The 25,434-nt window shown below is 57.1% G+C and carries 19 protein-coding genes; 13 read left to right on the top strand and 6 right to left on the bottom strand.

The window, feature by feature from the left end; translation table 11 throughout:
• Positions 1-41: 41 nt before the first annotated feature.
• From TU86_RS23725 to TU86_RS16385, 12 genes are all read left to right on the top strand, one after another.
• Positions 42-176 carry a hypothetical protein gene (locus TU86_RS23725; RefSeq protein WP_420876378.1) on the top strand — a complete coding sequence of 45 codons (135 nt, stop codon included), beginning with the start codon at positions 42-44 and terminating at the stop codon, positions 174-176.
• 497 nt (positions 177-673) lie between these two features.
• The gene (locus TU86_RS16435; protein ID WP_048365384.1) at positions 674-1,483 is read left to right on the top strand and encodes an energy transducer TonB; all 810 of its coding nucleotides are present in this window, start codon (positions 674-676) and stop codon (positions 1,481-1,483) included.
• A gap of 51 nt (positions 1,484-1,534) precedes the next feature.
• Positions 1,535-2,239: a MotA/TolQ/ExbB proton channel family protein gene (locus TU86_RS16430; protein ID WP_088500071.1), complete on the top strand. Its 705-nt coding sequence runs from the start codon at positions 1,535-1,537 to the stop codon at positions 2,237-2,239.
• Positions 2,239-2,640, top strand: coding sequence for an ExbD/TolR family protein (locus TU86_RS16425; protein WP_048365382.1), 402 nt, complete (start codon positions 2,239-2,241; stop codon positions 2,638-2,640). The genes TU86_RS16430 and TU86_RS16425 overlap by 1 nt, the downstream gene beginning before the upstream one ends.
• Positions 2,641-2,854: 214 nt before the next feature.
• Complete coding sequence (locus TU86_RS16420; protein WP_048365381.1) at positions 2,855-5,581, top strand: TonB-dependent receptor; 2,727 nt, start codon at positions 2,855-2,857, stop codon at positions 5,579-5,581.
• Positions 5,582-5,721: 140 nt separating this feature from the next.
• Positions 5,722-7,596 (top strand): extracellular solute-binding protein, encoded by a 1,875-nt coding sequence (locus TU86_RS16415; RefSeq protein ID WP_082149323.1) that lies wholly within the window; start codon positions 5,722-5,724, stop codon positions 7,594-7,596.
• Between the two features lies 1 nt (position 7,597).
• Positions 7,598-8,668 (top strand): microcin C ABC transporter permease YejB, encoded by a 1,071-nt coding sequence (locus TU86_RS16410; protein ID WP_048365380.1) that lies wholly within the window; start codon positions 7,598-7,600, stop codon positions 8,666-8,668.
• On the top strand, positions 8,668-9,690 hold the full coding sequence (locus TU86_RS16405) for an ABC transporter permease (RefSeq protein WP_048365379.1): 1,023 nt from the start codon (positions 8,668-8,670) through the stop codon (positions 9,688-9,690). The genes TU86_RS16410 and TU86_RS16405 overlap by 1 nt, the downstream gene beginning before the upstream one ends.
• 1 nt (position 9,691) lies before the next feature.
• Positions 9,692-11,320: an ABC transporter ATP-binding protein gene (locus tag TU86_RS16400; protein WP_048365378.1), complete on the top strand. Its 1,629-nt coding sequence runs from the start codon at positions 9,692-9,694 to the stop codon at positions 11,318-11,320.
• Positions 11,321-11,506: 186 nt separating this feature from the next.
• Positions 11,507-12,313 (top strand): ABC transporter substrate-binding protein, encoded by an 807-nt coding sequence (locus TU86_RS16395; protein WP_048365377.1) that lies wholly within the window; start codon positions 11,507-11,509, stop codon positions 12,311-12,313.
• A gap of 74 nt (positions 12,314-12,387) precedes the next feature.
• On the top strand, positions 12,388-13,116 hold the full coding sequence (locus tag TU86_RS16390; RefSeq protein ID WP_048365376.1) for an amino acid ABC transporter permease: 729 nt from the start codon (positions 12,388-12,390) through the stop codon (positions 13,114-13,116).
• A 3-nt stretch (positions 13,117-13,119) separates the two neighbouring features.
• The gene (locus TU86_RS16385) at positions 13,120-13,806 is read left to right on the top strand and encodes an amino acid ABC transporter permease (RefSeq protein WP_048365375.1); all 687 of its coding nucleotides are present in this window, start codon (positions 13,120-13,122) and stop codon (positions 13,804-13,806) included.
• Positions 13,807-13,859: 53 nt separating this feature from the next.
• On the opposite strand, the gene TU86_RS16380 is transcribed toward TU86_RS16385, so the two are convergent.
• From TU86_RS16380 to TU86_RS16355, 6 genes are all read right to left on the bottom strand, one after another.
• Positions 13,860-18,647: an RHS repeat-associated core domain-containing protein gene (locus tag TU86_RS16380; RefSeq protein WP_082152904.1), complete on the bottom strand. Its 4,788-nt coding sequence runs from the start codon at positions 18,645-18,647 to the stop codon at positions 13,860-13,862.
• A 44-nt stretch (positions 18,648-18,691) separates the two neighbouring features.
• Positions 18,692-19,708, bottom strand: coding sequence for a hypothetical protein (locus tag TU86_RS16375; RefSeq protein WP_048365374.1), 1,017 nt, complete (start codon positions 19,706-19,708; stop codon positions 18,692-18,694).
• 438 nt (positions 19,709-20,146) lie between these two features.
• Entirely contained in the window at positions 20,147-20,482 is a 336-nt protein-coding gene (locus TU86_RS16370) for a DUF3325 domain-containing protein (RefSeq protein ID WP_048365373.1), read from the bottom strand.
• 1 nt (position 20,483) lies between these two features.
• On the bottom strand, positions 20,484-22,022 hold the full coding sequence (locus tag TU86_RS16365; protein WP_048365372.1) for a PepSY-associated TM helix domain-containing protein: 1,539 nt from the start codon (positions 22,020-22,022) through the stop codon (positions 20,484-20,486).
• The gene (locus TU86_RS16360; protein ID WP_048365371.1) at positions 22,019-22,309 is read right to left on the bottom strand and encodes a hypothetical protein; all 291 of its coding nucleotides are present in this window, start codon (positions 22,307-22,309) and stop codon (positions 22,019-22,021) included. The genes TU86_RS16365 and TU86_RS16360 overlap by 4 nt, the downstream gene beginning before the upstream one ends.
• A gap of 137 nt (positions 22,310-22,446) precedes the next feature.
• On the bottom strand, positions 22,447-24,705 hold the full coding sequence (locus tag TU86_RS16355) for a FepA family TonB-dependent siderophore receptor (RefSeq protein ID WP_048365370.1): 2,259 nt from the start codon (positions 24,703-24,705) through the stop codon (positions 22,447-22,449).
• Positions 24,706-25,068: 363 nt separating this feature from the next.
• Here TU86_RS16355 and TU86_RS16350 point away from each other — a divergent pair, with 363 nt between their 5' ends.
• Complete coding sequence (locus TU86_RS16350; RefSeq protein ID WP_048365369.1) at positions 25,069-25,410, top strand: FKBP-type peptidyl-prolyl cis-trans isomerase; 342 nt, start codon at positions 25,069-25,071, stop codon at positions 25,408-25,410.
• Positions 25,411-25,434 lie beyond the last annotated feature (24 nt).

The raw sequence follows: 25,434 nt of genomic DNA, 5'->3' as shown, positions 1-25,434 counted from the left end.
CAAAGCGCCGCGCGCCTCACCGGGATGTCACGCTGTACAGCATGCCGGGTTCCAACTTGCTGACCCTGACCCGAGAACAGACGTTATTCACTACGACAAGCACCTATGAACGCCGCGAGGTCAGCCGTTATGTAATGCCCGGCGCACTCTTCAGTGCATTGACGCTCACGCTGTAATTATCACGCGCATAAAAGTGCACTCATTTCATACAGCAACTGGTCACTTTGGTGCATTAAACAACCCCCCTTAAGCCGCTCGTATGATTGTCTAACAATGTTAATTAAGTGTGCGTATGTCTTTTGCAGTTCGCCGGGTTAAACCGAGGCGAGTTGTGCAGAAGTCTTAAGGTTTGCTCCTGTACTTTTTATTAAAAGGCTGGCGCATTGTTCAATGAATGGGGCGCCAGCCTTCTTAAACTTCACTGTTGGCATAGCCATTGCTAGTAATAAATTGAAATGGATTTAACGTTCTAAAAATAACGCGTCATGACTGGCGTTGGCGTGCACCAAGGAGTTTGTATGACGTCTTATCCCATTAGCCCTTAAGTCATGTCGATCCGCGAAGTATCACGGATCGACATGATTGGCAGATCACCGTTTTAAAGACAGTTGTCGTCCCTGCATGCAAGGGCGAACGGAGCCTTATTGCCCTTCTTTTAGTCGAGGGACTCTTAATGAGTGACGAGGTAAAGAACAAAGCGCGGCCCGCGCCGCCACTCGACGCTGAGCGTGTGCAGCAATGGACGCATATTCCCCATGTGCCCAACACCTCAACGCCCGGCGGGTTGAGTGCGCCGCGCGTGTTGCTGCTAATCGGCGTGGCAGCGCTGTTGCATGCCGGTGCCTGGTGGGTGTTCCAGCAAGCCCAAGCAGAACCTGTGATCACCCCGCCCGAAATTCCGGAAATGACCGTCGAGCTTACCAGCCCGGCCCCTCCTGCACCGCCTGTGGAAGAGCCGCCACCGCCACCCCCGCCGCCCGAGCCTGAAGTGCCTCAGGAGGATGAAGACGCGGTCAAGGAGCCGCCCAAACCAGTAGAAAAACCCAAGCCGATCGAAAAGCCCAAGCCGGTGGTCAAGCCTAAACCTGTGCCAAAACCACAGCCGGTCAAACCTGCGCCCCCAGCCCCTGCCGCTCCTACTGCGCCAACAGTGCCAACAGCGCCGGCGGCCCCTGCGGCAGCGCCTGGCCCGGTCAAGGAAACCGCCGCGGTGTCAGGCCTGGCCAGCCTCGGCAACCCGCCACCCGAATACCCGTCGCTGGCCCTGCGCCGCAGTTGGGAAGGCACGGTGGTGTTGCGCATCAAGGTGCTGCCCAACGGCCGCGCCGGAACGGTCGAGGTGACCAAGTCCAGCGGCAAGCAAGCGCTGGATGAAGCCGCCGTCACCGCCGTGCGCAACTGGAAGTTTGTCCCGGCCAAACGTGGGGATACACCCATTGAAGGTTTTGCAACCCAGACCATCGCTTTCAAATTGCCGGCATAACCCTTCAGGGGCCGACATTTACTTTCATTTAGTCGCGTGTGAGGTGTAGCCATGAACGAGTCTCTGTCTTCCATGATTGTCCCTGGAGTGTTGTGGGCATTGGTGCTGTTTTCAGTGGTGAGCTGGGCACTATTGCTCATCAAGTCTTCGCAGTACTTGCGTCAGAAAAAACAAAACAAGTTGTTTAGCAAAGCGTTTTGGGCCGCCCCGGACTTGCTCACCGCCGCCGAACACGCCAGCCAGTACCCCGGCGCACTGGCGCGCATCGCCAACAGCGGCTTTGAAGCCATGATTGTCGATGACACCCCGCGCACGACCCAACAGCTGGCCCACACCATCAACCGTTCCGACCGTCTGGAGCGCAACCTGCGCCAGCAAATCCAGAAAGAACGCCGCGCGCTGGAAAGCGGTCAGGCCATCCTCGCCAGTATCGGCAGCACCGCGCCCTTTATCGGTTTGTTCGGCACTGTCTGGGGAATCATGGAAGCCCTGCAAACCATCGGCGCTACAGGCTCGGCCAGCCTTGAAACCGTTGCTGGCCCCATCGGCCACGCCTTGATCGCCACCGGCGTCGGCATCGCGGTCGCCGTCCCGGCGGTGTTGATTTACAACTTCTTCCTGCGTCGCCTGAAACTGGCTTCGGCCAACATGGACGATTTTGCCCATGACTTCGACGCCCTCGCCCAACGCAGCGCCTTCGCCGTTGATCGCCAGGCCATTTCCACCAAGCGCACCCCGGTGCGGGAGGCAAGCTGATGTCTTTCTCAACGCAGGACAGCGACGAAGTACTCAGTGAAATGAACGTCACCCCGCTGGTGGACGTGATGCTGGTACTGCTGGTGGTGTTCATCGTGACCACCCCGATGATGACCAACGCGATCAAGATCAACCTGCCCAAGACCGACGCGGTGGCCAGTCAGCAAAAGAAAGACCCGGTGGTGGTCAGCGTCGATCAGGACGGCAAGTTCTACCTGGCCAAAAACGAGGTGGCCCCCGAGCTGCTGGAAAAAAGCCTGCAAGACGTAAAAAACCAGGACCCCGAAGTGCGCGTGCAGCTTCAGGCAGACGAGGGGGTCAATTACGGCCAGGTGGCCAAAGCGATGGCGTCAATCGAACGTTCGGGGATCACCAAAATCTCGGTGATGACCGCCAAATAACGCCCCTGTAGTCGCCGCCGTTGGCAGCGACTTCAGAGATCACTGTGCAATCGCTGTAACCACGCAGTACCCACGTCGCGCAGGGGCTCTTTGGCCCTTGCAGGGGAGCGGCTGGCTTGAAAAACGTGTTTTGCCAGGGTCGACACAACCCAACTGGAGTCATGAGGGCTCACAAGGCCATTCCAATAAACGTCTGAAAAAGTCGGAAATAACCATGCAGATGAAGAGTTCAGGTTTTACCCTCAAACCGCTCGTTGCGAGCCTGCAACGCCATCGTTTTGTGCCGCTGTATCTGGTTGCTCTGGGGATGAGCGCTGGCCAGTTACACGCAGCCGAAGCGGCCCCTGCGCACGATTCTGGCAGTGCGGTGAGCACCGCAACAGTCAGCACAGATGCCGTGGCGGCACCCGCCACCACGCAACTGCAACGGGTGGAAGTGACCGGCTCGGCGATTCGCCGGGTCGATGCCGAAACCGCTGTGCCGATCACCATTCTGCGTGCCGAACAGCTGCGCAATGAAGGCGTGACCACCACCGCTGAAATCATGCAACGCGTGACCGGTAACCAGTCGATCCGCAACTCGGCCAGCTCCGTTGGCTCTGCCACCGGGGGGTCGACCTTCGCTGACATGCGCGGCATTGGTGCCAACAAAACCCTGGTGCTGCTCAACGGTCGCCGTCTGGGCAACAACGCCATCGACGGCTCGGCAGTTGACTTGAACACCATCCCGTTTGCGGCCATTGACCGGGTTGAAGTGTTGCGCGACGGCGCCTCGGCTTTGTACGGCACCGACGCGATTGGCGGCGTAATCAACTTCATCACCAAAAAATCCCTGACCGACGGCACGCTCTCGCTGGGCGGCGAAGGGACCGATGCCAGCGGTGGTGGCAGCAGCCACGACATCAGCGGCAGTTGGGGGTATGGCGACCTGGACAAAGACCGTTTCAACGTCATGGGCGTGGTGGGCTACAACAAACAACGCGCATTGCAAAGTAAGGACCGCACCTTTACCACCAACTACGCGCCGGGCCGTGGGCTGGACCAAACCTCCGGCACCTCTTACCCGGCCAACTGGAGCCAGGGCAATATCAACACCAGCCCGCTGGCCGGCAGCAATTGCAGCGGTGCCAACCTGGTACTGCGTCAGGGCGTATGCCGCTATGACACCCGCGACTACATCGACTTGCTGCCCGAAACCGAAAAGACCTCGTTTTTCGGCAAGGCCACCGGCAAGCTCACCGACGATGACAACGTTAACCTCGAATACTTCTGGGCCCGAAATAACAACGCCACCTCGGTGGCGCCCGCCCCCCTGCTCGGCCTGACGATGGACCCCTCTTCGCCTTACTTCCCCGGCAACGGCATCACGCCGGGCACCAACGATCCGTCCTTCGACCCCAGCCAGCCGATTGGCCTAAACTGGCGTGAAACAGCCGCAGGCGGTCGTCAGTCCAAAGACCAGAACACCAGTCAGCGTCTGGTGCTGAGCTTCGACGGCATGGTCAAGGGCTGGGATTACAACGTTGGCGCCTCGTACAACCAAAACCAGGTCATCTCCAGCCTGACCGGGGGTTATGTCAGTGATGCGGCCATGATCAACGGCATCGCAGACGGCATCATCAACCCCTTCGGCCCACAAACGTCGGCCGGCCAGGCCTACATCGACGCCAACCAATACCACGGCCAATACTCCTCCTCAGTGGGCCGTGTAAGCGGGATCGACGGGCGCATGAGCCGCGAGGTCGGTGACTGGTTCGGCGCAGGCCCGGCCGGTCTGGCCATCGGCGGTGAATACCGTCAGGAAAAATTCCACCAGAGCTACGAAGCCTATGCGGCTGACGTCAGCAGCCTGGGGGTTGACCCGGACGGCAGCGTCAAAGGTGACCGTAACGTGAAGGCGGTGTACACCGAACTGAACGTACCGGTGCTCGACAGCCTGGAACTCTCGGCCGCTGTACGTCATGACAAATACAGCGACTTTGGCAGCACCACCAACCCGAAATACTCGTTCCGTTACCAGCCCGTCAAAGAGCTGGTGGTACGTGGCGCTTACAGCGAAGGGTTCCGTGCACCGTCGCTGTATGAGCTGTACAACCCCCAATACACCACGTACACCCAGGGTTACTACAACGACCCGGTGCTGTGCGCCGGCGGCGTGGTGCAACCGGGCGGCAACAGCGGGCGCGATTGCGGCCAGCAGTTCCATAACCGCACCGGCGGCAACACCCAGCTCTCGCCCGAAAAAGCCCGCAACGTGACCCTGGGCTTCGTCTATCAACCCGTGCGCGACCTGTCGCTGGGCCTGGACTTCTGGTGGATTCACATCGCCAACCAGATCGCCGAGTTCCCGGAATCCACCGTATTTGACGACCCGGCGCTGTATGCCGACCGCTATGTGCGTAACCCCGACGGTTCACTTAACTACGTGCAAACCGGCCTCGCCAACCTGGGTGCAGTCAAAACCAGCGGCATTGACGTGAGCATGGACTACCGCTTCCCCAACACCCCATACGGCCAATTCGGCCTGGGCCTGCAAGGCACCTACGTCACCCGCTATGACTTCCAGAGCACGATCGGCGGTACGTACACCGATAACGTCGGTGACTTTGAAGGCACCGGGGTGGTGGCACGCTGGAAACATGTGCTCAACGGCACCTGGAACCTGGGGCCATACCGTGCCTCGCTGGTTAACCGCTTCACCAGCGGCTACAACGACTACGACCCAAGCACCCATGCCAAAGTGGCCTCTTACACCCTGTGGGACTTGTCTGCGGGCTACACCTTCAACAAAACCGTCGACCTGGATGTGGGCATGAAAAACATGTTCGATCGCAATCCGCCGTTCTCCAATCAGGCCTATAACTTCCAGAGTGGTTTCGATCCACGGTATGCCGACCCAATGGGCCGTACTTTCTTCGCCCGTGCCACCTACCACTTCTGAGTGATCACCGACGCAAGCCTCCTCCAGCTTGCGTCGGCATAACTGCGAAATCGCGACCCCACGGCCTTTTCACGCGCAAGGCTGTGGGGATTTTTCACGGTACTCAATGGTTCTACACGCGGTACAAGGAAACCCCACACATGTCTTCATATTTCCTGCCCCTGATCCGCTCGTTGTTGGTGCCCGTACTCGCGTGCGTAAGCATCGGCGTCAGTGCCGCGCCCAGCCAGGCCATGACGGTCTACGGCGAGGCGCCCAAATACCCGGCCGGTTTCCAGCACTTCGACTTCGTCAACCCGAACGCCCCCAAAGGTGGCTCCTTGAGCCGCGCGTCGATGGAAATCGGCCAGTTCAATTACCTCACGCCCTATGTTGACCAAGGCACCGGCGTGGCGCAGGTGGATCAGTGGGTGTATGCCCCGCTGGCCTTTCGTTCATTGGACGAGCCCTACACGGTGTATGGCCTGGTGGCCAAAACCATGGAGCGCGACCCCGATGGCCTGTGGGTGCGCTTCAACCTGGACCCCAAAGCCCGTTTCGCTGACGACACCCCTATCACGGCACAAGACGTGGCGTTCACTTACCACACGCTGATGACCCAAGGCAGCCTGAGCTACCGCATGCTCTATGGCGAGGTCAAAGACATCGCGATCGAAGGCCCGTTGCAAGTGCGTTTTGACTTCAAGAACAACCAGAACCGCACGCTGGCACTGGATTTGGCCAGCATGCGCATCCTGCCGCAACACTGGTGGAAGACCCGCGACTTTACCAATGGCGGCGGCTTCGAACCGCCGCTGGGCAGTGGCCCGTATGCCGTCTCAAAGGTTGACCCTGGCCGCAGCATCACCTTTGAGCGCAATCAGCACTGGTGGGGCGCAAACCTGCCGGTCAGCAAAGGGATGTATAACTTCGACCGCCTGACCGTGAATTTTTACGGCGACACCGATGTAGCCCGCGAACTGCTCAAGGCCGGGGCTTTCGACTACAACCGCGAGTTCTCGGCCACCGGTTTCAGCATCGGCTATGACAGCCCTTCGCTCAACGATGGCCGCCTGCAAAAAGGCGTGTTCGCCAAAGACAAACCGGGGGCCGCGCAAGGCTTTGCGTTCAACCTGCAAAACCCGTTCTTTCAAGACCGCCGCGTGCGTCAGGCGCTGAGTCTGCTGTGGGACTTTGAGTGGACCAACAAACAGATGATGCGCAGCTTCTACGTGCGCCAGCAGAGCTACTTCCCGAAAAGTGAAATGGCCGCCACCGCCCTGCCCGATGCCCGCGAACGGGAGATCCTTGAACCGCTGCGCGGAAAAATCCCGGATGAGGTCTTCACGCAGGTCTATCAGGCCCCCAAGACCGATGGCAGCGGTTACATCCGCGACAAACAACTGCAAGCGCTGGCGCTGCTCAAAGAAGCGGGCTGGACGGCCAAAAACAACACGCTGGTGAACGCTGAGGGCGAACCGCTGCGCTTCACTTTCCTCGATGGCCAAGGCGGCTTTGACCGCATGATTTTGCCGTACAAGCGCACCCTGGCGCAGATCGGCATCACGATGGACATTCGCAAGATCGACTCGGCGCAGTACATCAACCGGCTCAACGCGCGTGACTACGACATGATCGTGGTGGGCTTTCCGCGCAGTGGCCAGCCCATCGTCTCGCCAGGCCGCGAGATGTACGACATGTACGGCTCGCGCAGCGCCACCCAGGTCGGCGCCTCTAACGCCTTTGTGCTGCGCGACCCGGCCGTAGACACCCTGCTCGACGGCCTGGTGCAGGCCAACAGCCGTACAGAGATGGTGCATTACGCCCGTGCGCTGGATCGGGTCTTGCAATGGGGCTACTACATGATTCCCAACTACTACTCAGTCGGCACCCCCACCGTGTACCAAAACCGCTTCGGCCGCCCGGCACAGGAGCCGATGTATGACGAAGGGCTGGACACCTGGTGGCAAGTCAGCACCACCGCGCAAACCAACGCCGCCTTGAGCGCCGCCAGTACGTCGTCGGAGGGCCATTGAAATGTTGCATTACATGAGTCGACGTTTATTGCTGATCATCCCCACCTTGCTGTGCATTCTGGTGGTCAACTTTCTGATCGTACAAGCCGCACCCGGTGGCCCGGTGGAACAAGCCATCGCACGCTTGCAAGGCTTTAGCGGGGCATCAGTGGGCGGCGGCGCGCGGGACATGGCGGCCAGCAGCGGTGGCGCCAGCCGGAGCAGCCGCGGCCTGGACCCGGCGCTGGTTGAAGAAATCACCAAGCACTACGGCTTCGACAAGCCCATGCACGAACGCCTGTGGTTGATGCTCAAGAACTACGCGCAACTGGATTTTGGCAACAGTTTTTTTCGCGGGGCCAAGGTCACGGACCTGATCCTGCAAAAGCTGCCGGTCTCGATTTCGCTCGGGTTGTGGGCGACGTTAATCACCTACCTGATCTCAATCCCCCTGGGCATTCGCAAAGCCATTCACAACGGCAGTGCATTCGATGTGTGGACCAGCACCGCGATCATCATTGGCTACGCCATGCCCGCATTCCTGTTTGCGATTCTGTTGATCGTGGTGTTCGCGGGCGGCAGCTACATGAGCTGGTTTCCGGTGCAAGGCATGGTCTCGGACGGCTTCGATAACCTGAGCTTTTTCGCCAAGATCGGTGACTACCTGTGGCACATGGTGCTGCCGGTCTCTGCCTTGGTGATTGGCGGCTTTGCCACCCTGACCATCCTCACGAAAAACAGCTTTCTCAACGAAATCAGCCGTCAGTATGTGGTCACGGCGCGCGCCAAGGGCCTGACCGAGCGCCGGGTGCTTTACGGTCATGTGATGCGCAACGCCATGCTGCTGGTGGTCGCCGGTATCCCGCAGGCGCTGATCGAGGTGTTTTTCGCCGGTTCACTGCTGATAGAAACCATCTTCAACCTCGATGGCATCGGGCGCATGAGCTACGAAGCCGCCGTGTCGCGTGACTACCCCGTGGTCTTCGGCACCCTGTTTCTGTTCACCCTGTTCGGGTTGTTGATCAAGCTGATCGGCGACCTGTGCTACACCCTGCTCGACCCCCGTATCGACTTCTCGGCGAGGACTGTCTGATGTTTACCCTCTCTCCTATTGGCAGGCGCCGTCTCGCACACTTCAGGGCCAACCGCCGCGGCTGGTGGTCGTTATGGCTGTTTGTCGCGCTCTTCATCCTGTGCCTGGGTGGGGAACTGGTGGCCAACGACAAACCTTTGGCGATTCACTACAAAGACAGCTGGTACTTCCCGATAGTGGCCAACTACGTCGAAACCGACTTTGGCGGCGAGCTGCCTTTCGAGCCGGATTACAGCAGCGACTATGTGCGCAAGCTGATCACTGATCAGGGCGGCTCGATGCTCTTTGCACCCATCCCGTTCAGTTACGACACGGTCAATTACGACCTCAAGGAACCCGCCCCCAGCCCACCCAGCGCCACCCACTGGCTGGGCACCGACGATCAGGCCCGCGATGTGCTGGCGCGGGTGATTTTCGGGGCACGGATTTCCATCCTCTTCGCCCTGATCCTGACCGCCATCAGTGCCGTGGTCGGGATCACCGCTGGCGCTTTGCAAGGTTTTTACGGCGGCTTGGTCGACCTTTTCGGGCAGCGCGTGCAAGAGGTGTGGGCCGGTTTGCCGGTGCTGTACTTGCTGATCATTTTGTCGGGGTTTGTGGCGCCGAGCTTCTGGTGGTTGCTGGGGATCATGGCGCTGTTCAGTTGGCTGGCACTGGTGGACGTGGTGCGCGCCGAGTTCTTGCGTGGACGCAACCTGGAATACGTTAAAGCAGCCCGCGCACTGGGTTTGACCGACGGTGCCCTGATGCGCCGACACATCCTGCCCAACGCCATGACCTCAACCCTCACCTACCTGCCGTTCATCCTCACGGGCGCCATCGCCACCCTCACCGCACTGGACTTCCTGGGCTTTGGCATGCCGCCCGGCACCGCCTCGCTGGGCGAAATGATTGGCCAGGCCAAACGCAACCTGCAAGCGCCCTGGCTGGCACTCACAGCCTTCTTCACCCTGGCGCTGATTTTGTCGTTGCTGGTGTTTATCGGCGAAGCCTGCCGCGATGCATTTGACCCTAGGAGCTGAGATGACCAACACATTGATTGAAATACGTGATCTGCGCGTCGGCTTTGCCGGGCGCGAAGTGGTGCACGGGGTCAACCTCGACATCCGCCGTGGCGAATGCCTGGCGCTGGTGGGTGAGTCCGGCTCTGGCAAGTCCGTGACCGCGCACTCGATCCTACGCTTGCTGCCGGGCAAAGACGTGCAGACCCAAGGCAGCATCCGCTATGACGGCATCGACCTGGTGAGTGCCAGCGACGCCCAACTGCGCGGTCTGCGCGGCAACCGCATCGCCATGATTTTTCAGGAGCCGATGACCTCACTCAACCCGCTGCACACCATTGAAAAGCAAATCAGCGAGGTGTTGCTCACCCACAAGGGCCTGAAAAACCGCGCGGCACGGGCACGCACCCTGGAGTTACTGCAACTGGTGGGCATCCGCGACCCGCAAACCCGCCTGAAAGCTTACCCGCACCAACTGTCGGGCGGCCAACGCCAGCGGGTGATGATTGCGATGGCGCTGGCCAATGAACCTGAGCTGCTGATCGCCGACGAACCCACCACCGCACTGGACGTCACGGTGCAGCAAAAAATCCTCGAACTGTTGATCGACCTGCAACAGCGCCTGGGCATGTCCCTGCTCCTCATCAGCCACGACCTGAATCTGGTGCGCAAAATCGCCCAGCGCGTGTGCGTGATGCGCGGCGGCCAAATCGTTGAGCAAGCCCGGTGCGAAGACCTGTTTCGCGCACCGCAGCACCCTTACAGCCGCATGCTGATTGAAGCCGAACCCAGCGGTACGCCAGTGCCCAGCGACTACCGGCACAACCTGCTGGAAGTCGACAACCTGCGGGTATGGTTTGCGCTGCCCACGCCGCTGTTCAGCCGCGAGCGTCAGTACGTCAAGGCCGTGGACGGGGTCAGTTTCGAGCTGAAAAAAGGCAGAACCCTGGGCATTGTCGGTGAGTCGGGTTCGGGCAAATCCACCCTGGGTCAGGCCATCCTGCGGCTCGTGGACTCCGAGGGCGACATTCGTTTTGGCAACAAGCAGCTCAACCTGCTGAACCAGAACCTGCTGCGCCCGTTGCGCCGGCAAATGCAGGTGGTGTTTCAAGACCCGTTTGGCAGCCTCAGCCCGCGTATGTCGGTGCAGCAAATCATCGCCGAAGGTTTGCTGGCGCATGGCATCGGCACGCCCCTGGAACGCGAAGAGGCCGTGATTCGGGTATTGCAAGAAGTGGGGCTGGACCCGCAAAGCCGCCATCGTTACCCCCATGAGTTTTCGGGGGGGCAACGCCAACGCATCTCCATCGCCCGGGCACTGATCATGGAGCCCGCCTTGATCCTGCTCGACGAACCGACCTCGGCGCTGGACCGCACCGTGCAAAAACAAGTCGTGGACTTGTTGCGCGACCTGCAACTGCGCCACGGCCTGACCTACTTGTTTATCAGCCACGACCTGGCGGTGGTGCATGCGCTGGCCCACGACATGATCGTCATCAAGGACGGCAAAGTCGTGGAGCAAGGGGATGCGCGGACGATCTTCAACCACCCTCAACATCCGTATACCCAAGCGCTGTTAGAGGCCAGCAGCTTGAAGCCAATGACATTGGCCACCGGGGTGAGTCATACCCCGCAGGTGCTCTGTAACTGACGAGGCAGGAGGCTGCGAAATGCGGTGTGTGTTAAGCACCGCATGATCGTTGCGCCTTGCTGCTTGCTTTTCTCACAATCTTCATATTCAAAAATGGAATATTCAAATCGTTTTATATTCTTTTTTAAAAGATAAATTTCCTGTAACACTCTCCTCATAACGATTCCAACTCATGATGAGAACGAAATGAAGAAAATCACTGCCCTCACCGCTCTGACCCTGGCTGTACTGTCTGGCCTGGCCCATGCTGATCGTCTGGATGACATCAAAAAGGCCGGTGTGCTGCGTGTGGCGTCGTTCGACAGCAACCCGCCGTTCGGTTTTGTGGATGCCAAAAGCAAGCAAATCGAAGGTCTGGACGTCGATTACGCCAAAGCCATCGCCGACAAACTGGGCGTGAAGTTGCAGTTGCAGCCAACCAACCCGGCCAACCGTGTACCGCTGTTGGTGGCCAATAAAGTGGACTTGGTGCTGGCCAACTTCACCATTACGCCGGAGCGTGCCGAGCAGGTGAATTTCAGCATTCCGTATTTTTCGTCCGGCCAGCAGTTCATCGTTAAAAAAGGTACGCTCAAATCCCCCGAAGACTTGAACACCTGGCGCGTAGGTGTCGACAAAGGCACGGTCAACGAAGGCGTGCTGCGGGCCAAGTACCCCGGCGCAAAAGTGGTGGCTTACGATGACACCCCGTTTGCGTTCACTGCGCTGCGCAACGGTAACGTGCAAGCCATTACCCAGGACGGCCCCAAACTCATCGGCTTGCTGGCCAACGTGCCGGACAAGGACAAATACGAAGTCCCGCCCTTCACTATTTCCAACGACCTGATTGGCGTGGGCATCCCCAAAGGCGAAACGGCGTTGACCAACGTGGTCAACGAAACCCTGCTCGAACTGGAAGGCAAAGGTCAGGCGCAAACCATTTATGACGCCTGGTTTGGCCCAACCACCAAAACTCCGCTGACCCGTCTGTACACAATCGGCGACAAGCGCTAAAACCTGCGCGTTGTATCGTTAAGCCCGTCACGGTCAACCGGACGGGTTTGTTTGTTTCTGGATGGACGTTGTTTATGTTCGGTGAACTGCTTGCCCCGCATTACCTGCATTGGCTGCTTGATGGCTTCGTGCTGACGCTGATCCTTTCACTGCTCACCTGTATCGTCGCCACCGGCCTTGGGTTTTTGTTGTGCCTGGCGCGCCTTTCGCCTTCACGGCTGTGGTCATGGCCAGCCCGTGCTTATCTCTCACTGTTTCGCAACACACCGCTGCTGGTGCAGTTGTTTTTCTGGTATTTCGGCGTCACGGCGATGCTGCCCGAAGGCCTGGTGATGTGGCTCAACCAGCCGCGCAGCCTTTCTGTGGGGCTGTTTGAGATTGAATGGCCATCGTTTGAGTTTCTGGCCGGGTTCTGGGGGTTGATGCTCTACACCGCGGCCTTTATCTGCGAGGAGTTTCGCGCGGGGGTCAGTTCAGTGCGCATCGAGCAGCGGGCTGCCGGGCTGGCCCTGGGTTTGACCGGCACGCAAGTGTGGCGTTACATCGTGTTCCCACAGGCTTTGCGCACCGCGCTGGGGCCTTTGTTGGGGCAATACATGAATGCACTGAAAAACTCATCACTGACCATGGCGATTGGCTTGGCCGAACTGTCTTACGCCTCGCGCCAGGTCGAGACTGAAACCTTCAAAACGTTTCAAGCGTTTGGTTTTGCCACCCTCTTGTATGTGGCGAGCATTGCGTTGATCGAAGTGATCGGCCAAAGGGTCGCCCGCAGCAAGTGGTACAAGCAGGGAGTGGTGTAAGTCATGGACTTCTCGGTCATTAGCGACAATCTGTCGTACTTTTTGCTCGGGGCTTACCCCGACGGCCCGCTGGGCGGTGCCGCTCTCACGCTGGTGTTGAGTGCGCTGTCAGGCACTATTTCTGCGCTGTTAGGGCTGGTGCTGGGTGTAGCGCTGGTGATGATGCGCGGCGGGGGGCGCTGGGTGTTGCTGGGCGTACTGGGGTTTCTGCGCGCGATCCCGGTGGTGATGCTGATTTTCTGGAGCTACTTTCTGCTGCCCATTGTGTTCAAGGTGGATGTGCCTGCGCTGGCCACGGTGGTGTGTGCGCTGTCGTTGATCGGCGGCGCGTACCTGGCGCACTCGGTCTATGCCGGTATCAGCGCGTTGCCGGCTGGGCAGTGGGCAGCGGGCAAAGCGCTGGGTTTGAGCCGTTGGCAGGTGTTGCGCCTGATTATCCTGCCGCAAGCCCTGCCCATGATGCTGCCCTCCTTCCTCAATCAATGGATCTCATTGATCAAGGACACCTCACTGGCATATGTCATCGGCGTCGGCGAGCTGTCGTTCGTAGCCACTCAAGTGAGTAATCGGGTGATGGTGCACCCGACCGAGATTTACCTGTTTGTGGCGTTGGTGTATTTCGTGTTTTGCAGCAGCCTGGACATCATCGCCAATCGCTGGGTCAACACCAAAAAGCCTTCTCACGCTTGACAGGCCGTGCACGCCAACCCCGCAAGGGCATTGGCGTGCTCCATTCACGGGCGTTAAAGGGCATGCCTGATGGTATCTGCCCGATCTTCAAGGTCTTCAAAAAATGCCACCAGGGGCAGCGTTTTATCCGAGCCGGACGGGTTGTCGCCAGAAAAATGAGCTCCCGCGTCCGTCACCCAAGTGCCCAACTGTCCCAAGGTTCTTGGCGCCTCATGGCTCGTCACAAACTCACTGATATTGCCATAGTGCTTATGTGCAGCCTTGAATCCGGTGAACGAATAGCGTGCGTAATCGACAACGGTCTTGGCGTGTGAAACTGCGATCAACTGCTTATGCAGCTTATTCAAATGTTTAAGCCCCCCATTACCCCGCACAACCGTGCTGGTGTTTGCAATCGGCCGCACAGCGCTGGTCGCGATCGTACCTGACCATGTTGTGTGGGTGGCGGCCTTGCCCACTCGATCAATTGTTTGAGTCAGCGCAACACCGATGCCCTTGTTAAAGGCTTTCCCTATCACCCAATTGGCACCCGATACACCGCCTAAGGCCAGGCTGGCGTAGGAGAAGACTTTAGCCACGGTTGTATCGGGAGCCAACTCGTCGAGCACAGCTGAAGCAATCGAAATACTAGTGGACACCACCTCATAAATAACACTGATGATCGACTTCAGCGAAAGTACGAGCGAGGACGACGCGGCGCCAAACGTATACAGGGTGAGTGCCAGGGAGGCCAGTAAAAGCGCGATGGTGATACCGAGTTTCACGCCTTGCGCCGTCGTAATATGGCCGGTCGGATCGCTGAAGTTTATCGGGTCGCCCAGGCAATACGCGTAGGCATTGAACCCGCCACCATCAAATACGCTCAAGCTGTCGGGGGAGTGAAACCTCATCAGTATCGGGTTGTAAGCACGGTAACCATTGCCCAGCAGATAACAGCCGGTGACCGGGTCGGGTAACTCGCCATTGAACCCAAGCAATGAACTCATGCCATCATCAAGCGGCCTATTGCCATAAGGTGTGTAGGCCAAGTGAGCATCCCCTCGATGTGAAAGTACGTGCAAGACACTTCCCTGGCTATCGGTGCCCAGTAACGCGCAATCATCTGCGCTCATCTGAGCCATCGCGTGGCTCCCCTGATGAAAATAACTGCACGTCTGCTCACCCTGAACCTCATTGGCCAGTGAGCCCTCATGGTAGAAGCACTCCTTGATCAGGCCCTGCCCTGGTTGAATACTCTGAAGTTTGTCCATTGGGCTGTAGCTGTATTCCACCAGCTTGCTCGATTCCGGCAATTGATCCACCCCCACCGAGCACAAGCCACCCAATGCGTCATACGTCAGCACGCGACCCCATTCATCAGTGAGCTGATGACCGTCAGCGTCGTATTCAAATCGACGGTTCATAAACGTGTAGTCAGGATGACTGTGGGTCAATTGGCTGAGCTGGGTTCGATCGATGTAGTCATAACTAAACGTTGTGACATCCTCATCGCCCTCGAAGCAGGTGGTTAACGAACGAATGTTGTCGAGGTAATCGTAGGTATAGTCCTGGGACACAATGACGTTGCCCAAAGGGTCGACCGGAGCTTGCGGGCCGCTGCACGTGTACCTCTTCAAGCGCCCGCGTAAATCATACTCATAGGTTTCATCGCGCAGCACCGCTGGGCCTTCACTCAAGGTTCGCCGCTGGAGTTTGTCCTGCACAGTAAAGGCTTGCTCAAGGACTAACCGGCGATTGTGTTCCAGGATGAACGTACGACGAATTTCCCGTGCGAAATCATCCTGTACAAGCTCGGTCACCAGTCTGCGCCCTGCCTGAGTGTCGTCGACGCTCAAGGTCTTGAGCGCCCCACGCGCATCGTAGCCATAAACACTTTTAACGGGGCCTTGTTCAACTTCAGACAACCGCCCAAAAGGGTCATAACGAGAGTGACGAGTGCTCCCCGTGATATCAGTGAAGCTGATCGGCTTACCCATTAGCGAATAGGTGTATGAGGATTCAAAGCGCTTGTCCCCGATCACATACTCTTTGCTCTCAAGCTTGCCCGATGCGAAGTAAGACAAATTTTCCTGGCTATAGGGGTTGGACGCTTGAAGCAATTGGCCATGCGGCGATGCTCGATTGAAGATGGTGGTCAAATCCGAATCCCCCTCCACGGAACGCCGGGCCACCTCTCCTTTGCAAAGCGGATCAAGTGTGAAGTGGATTATTTTCCCGCTAGCACAGGTTTTGCTCGATGGCTCTGCGCGCCCGCGTTCGTAAGTAAAACGCTCGGTTCGTCCACCGACTGTCGTTCTGCTGATGCGCATTAATGCATCGTAAGTGCGTGTGCCCAATACATAGTCATTGGCTTTTATCTGCGTGGGGTAAGGGCCAATACTGCGTGGCGAGTAGAGCCGCGTGATCACGGTTCCCTCGGGCAATACCGACTGAATCAAACGCCCAAAGACGTCATAACTGAACTGGTTGATCAGCCCTGGCGGGCTGAGCGTTTCCACACACCGGCCCAATCCGTCATAAGTGAACCGTGTTTGGCCCAGCGAGCGGCCTTGGGTATCAATACGTTCAACACTCGCAGGCTTACCGAAGACGTTATTGACCGTGACAGTTTTACCTGCCCCCTCCAGCCATCGAGTGTGGGTGCGGGTTACAGGATCATGCGCTTCGTGGGTCACCGTGCCATCGGGGCCTGTTATCTGTGAAACATTGCCCCACTCGTCATACCTGAACGCAGTGCGCACTGTTTGCGCCACTCCCTCAAACCAATCTGTGGTGAACTCTTCACTGAGTTGCCCCGCCTCTGTGTACACCGCGCGATAAACCTCGCGCATTGGTTTTTCAGCACCGCCATGGTCAAGGTCTTGCACCGCCACATGCACCTTACGACCCAGGCCATCAACGGTGGTGATGTGCTGCGCACCACGCGAATTTAAAAGCGTTTGGTGCGCCTCCCCTTCTGCATCGGTTGGCAAGTGATAGGCGTATTGCCGGGAGGCCGGATGCGTTGGCGAGGCCACGGTTTCGCACTTCAAACGGCCTAATCCATCGTAGGTCGATTCAAGCACGCTGCGGTCGTGGTCACAGACTTTGACTTCTTGACCGCTCAATTCGTTGTACCAGACCTGCTGGATACATGAATGAGCATCGGCCTCCACACCCTGACTGACCCGCACACAGTCCTGATCCTGGGTGTAAGTGAACGTAAAGGTGGTTGAGGCGCCGCCCATAGTGTCGGTCTTGGCACTGACTTTGCCGTATTGGAGTTGCGTTGGATCACTCACATAGCGGTACGTCGTGCGCACCAGGGGGTCAGCCGTGCCGACTTCGTACAACTCATCACTGAGCAACACTAGAAAACGCTTAGAACCGCCTTGAAGAGAAGGCAGATCCGCGTAGGTGTGCAAGATTCGCGTGGTGGGGGCAGCTCTGAAGTCAGGTGAGGGGATGACTGATTTACTTTTGAGGAAATGCACAAACCCGCCGGGGTTCGCCGGGCAACCGGCCTCTCCCGCAGCGGCGTAATAGGTATTGATCTCTCTGCCGCCTGTCGGGTTCTGAGTTTCCAATAAATTACCTGACGAATCGTAGGTCGTCCGGGTGATCTCGGTACGTACGTCTTGAGGACTGCGAAGATCGTAGTAGGAAACCGACAGGCTTTTTTGCAGTTGGAAAATAGCCGGTTGTTCGTTAAAACTTCTCCCTTCTGCATCGTGGTAATCAATCAGCTTGCGCTGCACCTTAGTGCCGACTGTTGTCACCTGCGAGATCATCAGGTGAAACCGGTTATAACACCTCTCAATACGCGTGGACTGTGCCCCTGCAACCACGGTTTCAGTCGACGTATACACATAGTCACTGGCGTTTTGGTAAAGATAATCTTCGTTGTCGCTCCAGACATATCCCGCGCCATAACCAAAATAATTATGCCTTGAAAACTCATACTGACGAACGACCGCGGGTTGCCCGGCGCCGGGAGCAATACGCCAGGACGTCACAACAGGCACGGTCTCAACCGGCGCGCCAGAAGGTAATGCATGACCATGAAGGTTATAACTCAGCGTTTCCACAGCCCCAGCCGGTGTCTGCACATGCGTCATCAGCAGCGCGGCCGATTCGCTGGTTTGATAGTCAAATACCCAGTGGGCCGCTTCCCTGCCGTGGGGCGTGGTCAGTGATATTTGACGCAGCCAGTTATCGCGGATAACAAAGTGAAATTTACGTCTTTGTGGCTGACTGTCGGGCCACAGCGTAAGGCCAGGCTGGCTATCCCAGTTGTTATCGCTCTCATATTCAAGCCTCAACAAAGACTGATGTTGATCGCGAAGTTCTCGCAGTACCCGTTGGCCCTGAACAATGCTGTAGAAGAAAGAAATATAACGCCCTTCGGGAGAGAAGATTCTTGAAGGCAGCCACTCGTCATCGTCTTCACTGGGGCGCGTCAGTTCTTCAACCGTGCCATTTTTATGTTCAATGACCCAGGTGTCTTCATGCACATGAACCTTGACGGTATCGAGCTTCTTGTCTAACAGACTGACCGTCGTGCCGTGGGTATGTACGTGGTAACACGTCCCTGAAGACAAAGACAGTTTGTGGTTCGTCCGGTTGTACGAACTCAATGGCAAAGACCAGCCCGTTCCCAATCCTGAGTTTCGGCTATTAAACGCGCTGAAAACCAGCGCTAGCGGTACGGTCGGCCCGCATAAGCGATTGCCCAGTACTTCATTCAACGCCAGGTTGCAACTATAAGAACCGGTGCGAGGGTCCACACCGCTTTGAATAAAACTCGAAAAATTGAACGCACCAGAATGCAGCGTTCCCGACCCTTTGTTTGATGTATTCATTGATTACTTCCGTGTGCCTTAAAGTCATGCCTCTGCCTAACCGCTCACGCTTGAACTATTAACCTGGGTGGCGACTCATCAGAGGACACAATTCGGACCGTGTGTAGATTGCCGTATATGTCAATGAGGTCCAGTCGCCAATGGTCATGTTCTTCTCTGACTTGAGAGCGCCCACCTTTCTTCGCATAGCTCACCAGCAACGTCAGTTCGCCGGGAACGTCATAATATTTAGCGACCGCATGTGGCATTTCGAAGTTCTGGTACCGCCCATAATAACCAGGGCTCGCATTTAAGTAAGCCGTCGCATAATAACCCAAGTAATCAGGGTGCTCGCTCAGTTTTAAAAACGTAGAGGGATACACTTCGTATATCCTTGCGATGCCAATACGTTGATTGTCCACCACCATCCGAAGCGCATAAACATCCACCTTCGCAATATTGGCCGAACGATAGGGCCTTTGAGCCACGTGTTTGATATTAACGTGATGGGCCTGATACACAGCAGGTAACACGGCATTCAGTGTCAGGGTTCCAAACTCGGTTTTTAATCCCGAATAAAACACTTTACCGTCGTGCCGTGTAATAGAGGCCGACAGTGAAATAGAAGACGAGGCATTGGTGCTGACGTAAAACTCTCGCACGGAGAATTTCCCCCCCTCCAGCCCGCCCTTGATGGGCCCATGATAAGGGAATGGCGTGAAGCGGGGATCGTGGTCATACACAAACGCCCAGACTTCATCATCCCTTGATTGCACCACACCCCATTCCAGAGGTTTATGGGTGTGGGTGTCCACCAACGTAAGAGAAGCCAAACTCTGTTCATCAATATCAACCGGCATATTCAGTGCATTGGTCACACGAATAAGCACCCGCACCTTCACTTGCTGGCGTCCATTACCATAGAGCGTGTTTCCACCGTTAGCGGTGATGATCTGGAAGTCTTTTACCGCCTCCCACTGTTCGTGACCTGGCGAGGGGGCGACATCCCTCGAGGAGGGAAGGCGCTCATCAAACGAAGTATTCAATACCTCTGCCTGTTCTGGCCCTGCGTTAATATCCATATTCAATCCTGTCCGTATCCTTATGTTTGAATGACGCTGCCTGATTAGAACCGCCCCTCAGCAAATCACCGAAAGACACCGTCACATCAACTGCGCAGCGTGTATAAACACCAGATTAGAACAAGTTGAATACTCACCAAACAAAGACGACCCAGCAGAAATCCTGCATCAACACTTGGCCACCTTCAGTTCAAGCAGACATCCCCCTCAAATCACGCAGACAACGCATATAACTGCGTAGTCTTTTTAGACCACGGTATCAAAACAAGCATACGAACAACGAAATAATACTCAACGCCGACTTTTACTACAAAAACCACATTCAGCAGCAGACACATACTACAGCCATCGTCCACACCGTTTATGCTGCGCGCCGGTTATTGGAACCGTTATATAAAGTTGGCGCCCGATCTTATTAATACGGGGCGCCCTCAATAATCAAAGAACCGTTACAATTACTGCCCACACCGGCACAAAGCCCAAAGGCAGCCAAACGGCCAAACGCGGTCGATAAGGCAGCACCATCAGCAAGCCAAAGCCACTGAGCGAAAGCATGCCAAACCACCCTATCGGTCCCATCGCCCACCCCCAGGCAAGCCCGCAGAAGTAAAAGCTCAGCGCCAGGCTGCACCAACCTGCTGCCCGCAACAGATGCCTCAACCCCTCAGGAGGGACTTTTTTCCACACTTGTTTGTAGTGCCGCTCCAGCCCCTGACACAAGGCAAGCATGCCCATATAGGCAAAGGCGAAAGCTGCAAAGTAATGCGCCAGCATCTTAATTCACCTCGGCCAATTGCGCCGCCTTTTTGCGCGGAACGCGCTCAACAACCGGTTGCGCGACTTTCCAGCAGGCCCACAACAACAATGCCCCTATCACGACAGCCACCAGCTCAACACCCAGGCGGCTGGGCAATGTCCAGGGCTGATTGACGGTGAGCAGGCTCAGCAGCGGTAATGCCATGCACATCCCACCGGCCAACCCCAATTGCTCACGCCACGCCTGCATGCGTGGCCTGAACAACGCGTGGCCCAGACTCAATGCCCACACGCCAAAAAACACATTCAGCTCAGCATCACTGCGCTCGGCCAGGCTGACCGGTAACAGACGATTACCCCACAGCAGGCTGATACAGGCCAGGCTCAAGCCAGCCATGACCGTGACGTTAATGGCTTCGACCAAGCGATACAGCACCTGCGCGATCTGGTTTTCACTGGCGTATTTGCGCCGACGCTTGACGGTGAACAGCACCAGTCCGCTGGCGATCATCGCACTGCTGATCACGCCGCAAATAAAGTACAGCCAGCGCATCGGGTAGCCGCCGAATTGAGCGAAGTGCAGACCGGAAATAACCTTGTGCGTGAGGACACTGGAACGCATGTCGGTCGGGCCGGACAACGGCTCACCGCTGACCCCGTCGAACCGCATGCCCTGACCTTTGGCCAACGCAATGCGGTTACCCAGCAGGGGGCGTATCTGAATCTCTGCGTTACTTTGCCCGGGATTAGTAATGCTGACACTACTCAAAGGCCCCATCACCTCACGGGCCTTGCTCAATAACGGCCCCAGGGCCACCAAAGGTGCGGGCTCAATCGCCGCCGCGTGCTTGACCTCAAGCGCGGGTGGCGTGCGGTCCTGGGCTTTGAAAAACGCCTCGCGGTTGCCATCAAACAGCGCGTCCATCGCCGCGGGCATGTAGATCACCAGGAAAATCGCCAGCCCGCTGTACGTAATCATTAAGTGGAACGGTAGCAACAACACCGCGCTGGCATTGTGAGCGTCCAGCCACGAACGTTGACCCTTGGCCGGGCGAAAGGTGAAGAACTCCTTAAAGAATTTTTTGTGAATCACAATACCGCTGACCAGTGCCGCCAGCATGCCCATCGCCAACGCACCCACCAGATAAATCCCGAGCATGCCCGGCATGTGCAAGGTGAAATGAAAGAAGAAAAAGAAAAAACCGCCTGCTGTTTCACGCACCGGCAACACTTCGCCAGTGCTCGGGTCCAGCGTCACCGACACCCCGTCGCGGCGCCCACCGGTCGAGGCTTGCAGGGCCGGCGTGCGTTCATTCGGCAAGCTGATGCCCCACTGTTTGGCGTCAGGCGTGTGCTCACGTAAATAGCCCAAGGCGCGCTCGGCCGCTTGTACGTCAGTTAAGTGATGCGCGGGCAGTTCGGGTTGCATCCAATTGTCAATTTCCTGATCGAACACGGCCAGGCTGCCGGTCAGGAAAATCACAAACAACAACCAGCCCACGATCAGGCCGCCCCACGTGTGCAGCCAGGCCATGGATTGAGTCAGGGTCTGTTTCATGCAAGGCGCTCCAGCAGTTGTGGCCAAAACCCGATGGCCGCCAACGGCAGTGCAAGCACCGCGCCCATCCACGCCGACCATTGCCGTTTAGCAGCAAAGGCCCAGAGGATGGCGAAGGTGTAAATGACGAATGACAACAGACTGGCGACGATCAACGCGTCCACGTTGTCCAGTGGTAATAACCGGGCCAACGCCGCCGTAAAGGCATAGGTAAAAACATAACCGCCCACCAGTGCTGCCAGTGTGCGAGAAACAATGGGTACCCAGGCCGATGTTGCGAGTTTCATCGTGTTAAATCCTTCATTGCGCGCCAGCCACGGTTTTGCCAGTGCCAGATGTGACAACGGCGCGGCACCCGTAAAAAGGTGTCGCGCCTTTAAATGCCGGCACTGTCGCAAGCACAGTGGTTAGGCGATTGGGATGATCAGAACGAGGTGGTCACCGATGCGAAGTAAGCGCGACCCGGCTCGTTGTAAGTTTGGGCGCCCGCTTCATCCGAGTTGCCTTTGCGGTACAGCTGTTTGTCGAACAGGTTATTGATGCCCAATCGCACGCTGAGATTTTTGTTGAACTCATAGCCCCCGCTCAACCCCACAAGACCGTAGGGGTCGATCGGTTGTTGAACTGATTTGTTGAGTTCTTCATTGGCGCGGTTATTACGTTTAGGGGCTTCCTGTTTGCCGTAGTACGTCCCGCTGACCTGAAACGACAGCTTCTCGGTGGCGTACCAGTCCAGCGTCGTGTTGACCGTGTACTTGGGAATGATACTCAACGGATCGCCGGTTTCCTTGTCTTTGCTCTCGATCATGTAGGTCAGGTTGGTGTTCCAGTCCAGGTCCTCCCGCAGATTCACGAACAGGTTGCCTTCGATCCCCTGAACGATGGCTTTGCCACTGTTATCCCATTGGTAGACACGGCGACCATTGGGCAAACGGTAAGCCGCTTCGTTGCTGGCGTTGATCTTGTTCTGATAGTCATTGCGGAAATAAGTACCGCTGGTACGCCATGTGCCTTTGTCGAAGGCCAGGCCAATTTCTTTATTGACACTGATTTCAGGTTTCAAGTCCGGGTTACCCACCAGGTAACACCCGCCGATATTGACTTCGACCGAGCTGCAACCGCCTCCGCGGCTGTACAACAGGTAGTTGGGGTTGGACTGATACAAGTTCGGGGTTTTGTACGCGCGCGCAATGCCGCCCTTAATGCTCAGCTCGTCGGTAATTTGATGCGAAGCATTGAGGCTCGGACTCCAGTTACCACCAAATTCGCTGTGATGGTCGAAACGCACACCTGGGGTGATGATGGTTTTGGCACCGGCCTCAATGTTGTCTTCCACATAAAATGCATAACTGTTGGCGGTGGTTTTGGTTTGCGTACGGTCCTGCCCCGCAATACCTGGCGTACCATCGCTGCCCGGATCCCAGCTCTGAGGACGCAACGAACCTGGATCATTCAATGACTCATACAAGTACTCGCCACCTACGGTCAGCACCTGCTCCGTCAACACGCTCAACGGCACGTTGACCTCGCCCGTTGCGCGCGTGTTGCGCAAGCGTGACTCGAACTTACCCGCACTCTCGGACGGCGCGCCTTCACCGTACCCGGCCAGACCTTCGTTCAGACGGGCATTACGGGTCAAGTCATGGGTTAACGAGGCTTTGGTCGATCCCCAGTCAAACGAGCCGTTGTGAGTGGCCGAGAATGTGCTGCGTTGCAGGATGCTGGTTTCTTTACCGGTCAAACTGTTTACGTAATCACCGCCGCTGTTGAGCATGGTGTCGCCGGCAAAGATGTTGCCCTGACGGCTGTAACTGGCTTCAAGATCCAGCGATTGTTCGGGGGTGAACTGCCAGCTGAGCAAACCATTGATGTCTTTGTTGCGCACGCCTTCACGGCCTGCAACCACACTGTCGCGCGAAGCCTGCTCGGCAGTGTTGATAGCCGCGTCATCCGCGTCGGTTTTGTTCATCCCGCCATAGACGCGAAACACCAGATCGTCCGTGATCGGCCCGCTGAGGTTGAAATTGGTACGTTTGCTGATACCTTCAGCGTCGTCTTCCGGGGCCAGGTAGTAGGCGGTCAACGAGCCTTTAAGCTTATCGGTAGGGCGTTTGGTGATGATGTTGACCACCCCGCCCATCGCGCCCGAGCCGTAGCGTGCAGCAGCTGGACCCCGCAAGATTTCGATGCGCTCGACTTCTTCGGCAGGCACCCAGTTGGTTTCACCACGGGTGTCGCGGTCGCCGCTCCAGCCATAACGCACCGCGTTGCGCGACGACGACGGTTTGCCGTCAATCAGGATCAAGGTGTTTTCAGGGCCCATGCCCCGCAGATCAATCTGGCGATTGTTGCCACGGCTGCCACTGGTGCTGTTGCCGGTCAGGTTGACGCCCGGCTCACGGCGCATGATCTCGGAGAGGTCATTGGCGGGCGGACGCTTCTTGATGTCTTCGGCGGTAATGATGGACACACCAGGGGCTTGCTTGAGCTCTTGGGCGGCGGTGCCCAGAACGCGAGTTTCTTCCAGCTCCAACGCCTGCTTTGTGCCATCGACCGGTAAATCAGTCGCCTGTACCGGGACCTCATCGCGATCACGTTCCAGCACATCGGCGAGTAACGTGGGTGATGCCAGAGCGGCCACAAAAGCGAGTGACATTTGACTGCGTTTGAATCGAGACGACATGTCCAGTTGATCCCTTAACAATGGAGTGTGCTCAGCAGGCGTAAGACTGGAATCGCATGCGCGAGGCTCTAAAAGGGCCTAATGCAGATGAGCTTTTCCCGGCGCTGCCAGGGCACTAATAATAACCAGTCTCATTTGAGAGTAAAGCGCGAATGACAATGCAACTCATTATTAAGTTCCCTAGCCCTCACTCGATTCACACCTTTGCCCGATAAAAAAGGTTGCTGGGGCACGCCAAGTCTGAGAAAACGCCCTCCTGCTCACGCTAAGGAAGACGAACTGCAAAGTTGTTACATTTTGTGTATTGATTGCGTTTCCTCACGACATCGGCAATACACCCTTCCCACTTTTTGAGAAAACAGCATGACCCACGAACTACACATCACTGATCTCGCAGTGGGCGACGGTAAAACCGTGGTTAAAGGTGCACTGATCACCACCCATTACACCGGCTGGCTCGCAGACGGCACGGTGTTTGACTCCTCCCACTCGCGCGGCAAGCCTTTCCAATGCGTCATCGGCACGGGGCGCGTAATCAAGGGCTGGGACTTGGGACTGATGGGCATGCAGGTCGGCGGCAAGCGTGCACTGAAGGTGCCTGCGCATTTGGCCTATGGTGAAAGAAGCATGGGCGCGCATATCACACCGAACTCTGATCTGACCTTTGAGATCGAACTGCTCGAAGTGCTGACGCGCGACGACTGACACGCAGCAGCAGGTTTTATGCCT

This window comes from Pseudomonas weihenstephanensis (assembly GCF_001043055.1).
GTDB lineage: Bacteria > Pseudomonadota > Gammaproteobacteria > Pseudomonadales > Pseudomonadaceae > Aquipseudomonas > Aquipseudomonas weihenstephanensis.
Note: the sequence above shows the minus strand (reverse complement) of the source record. Positions and strands in the feature narration are given on the sequence as shown.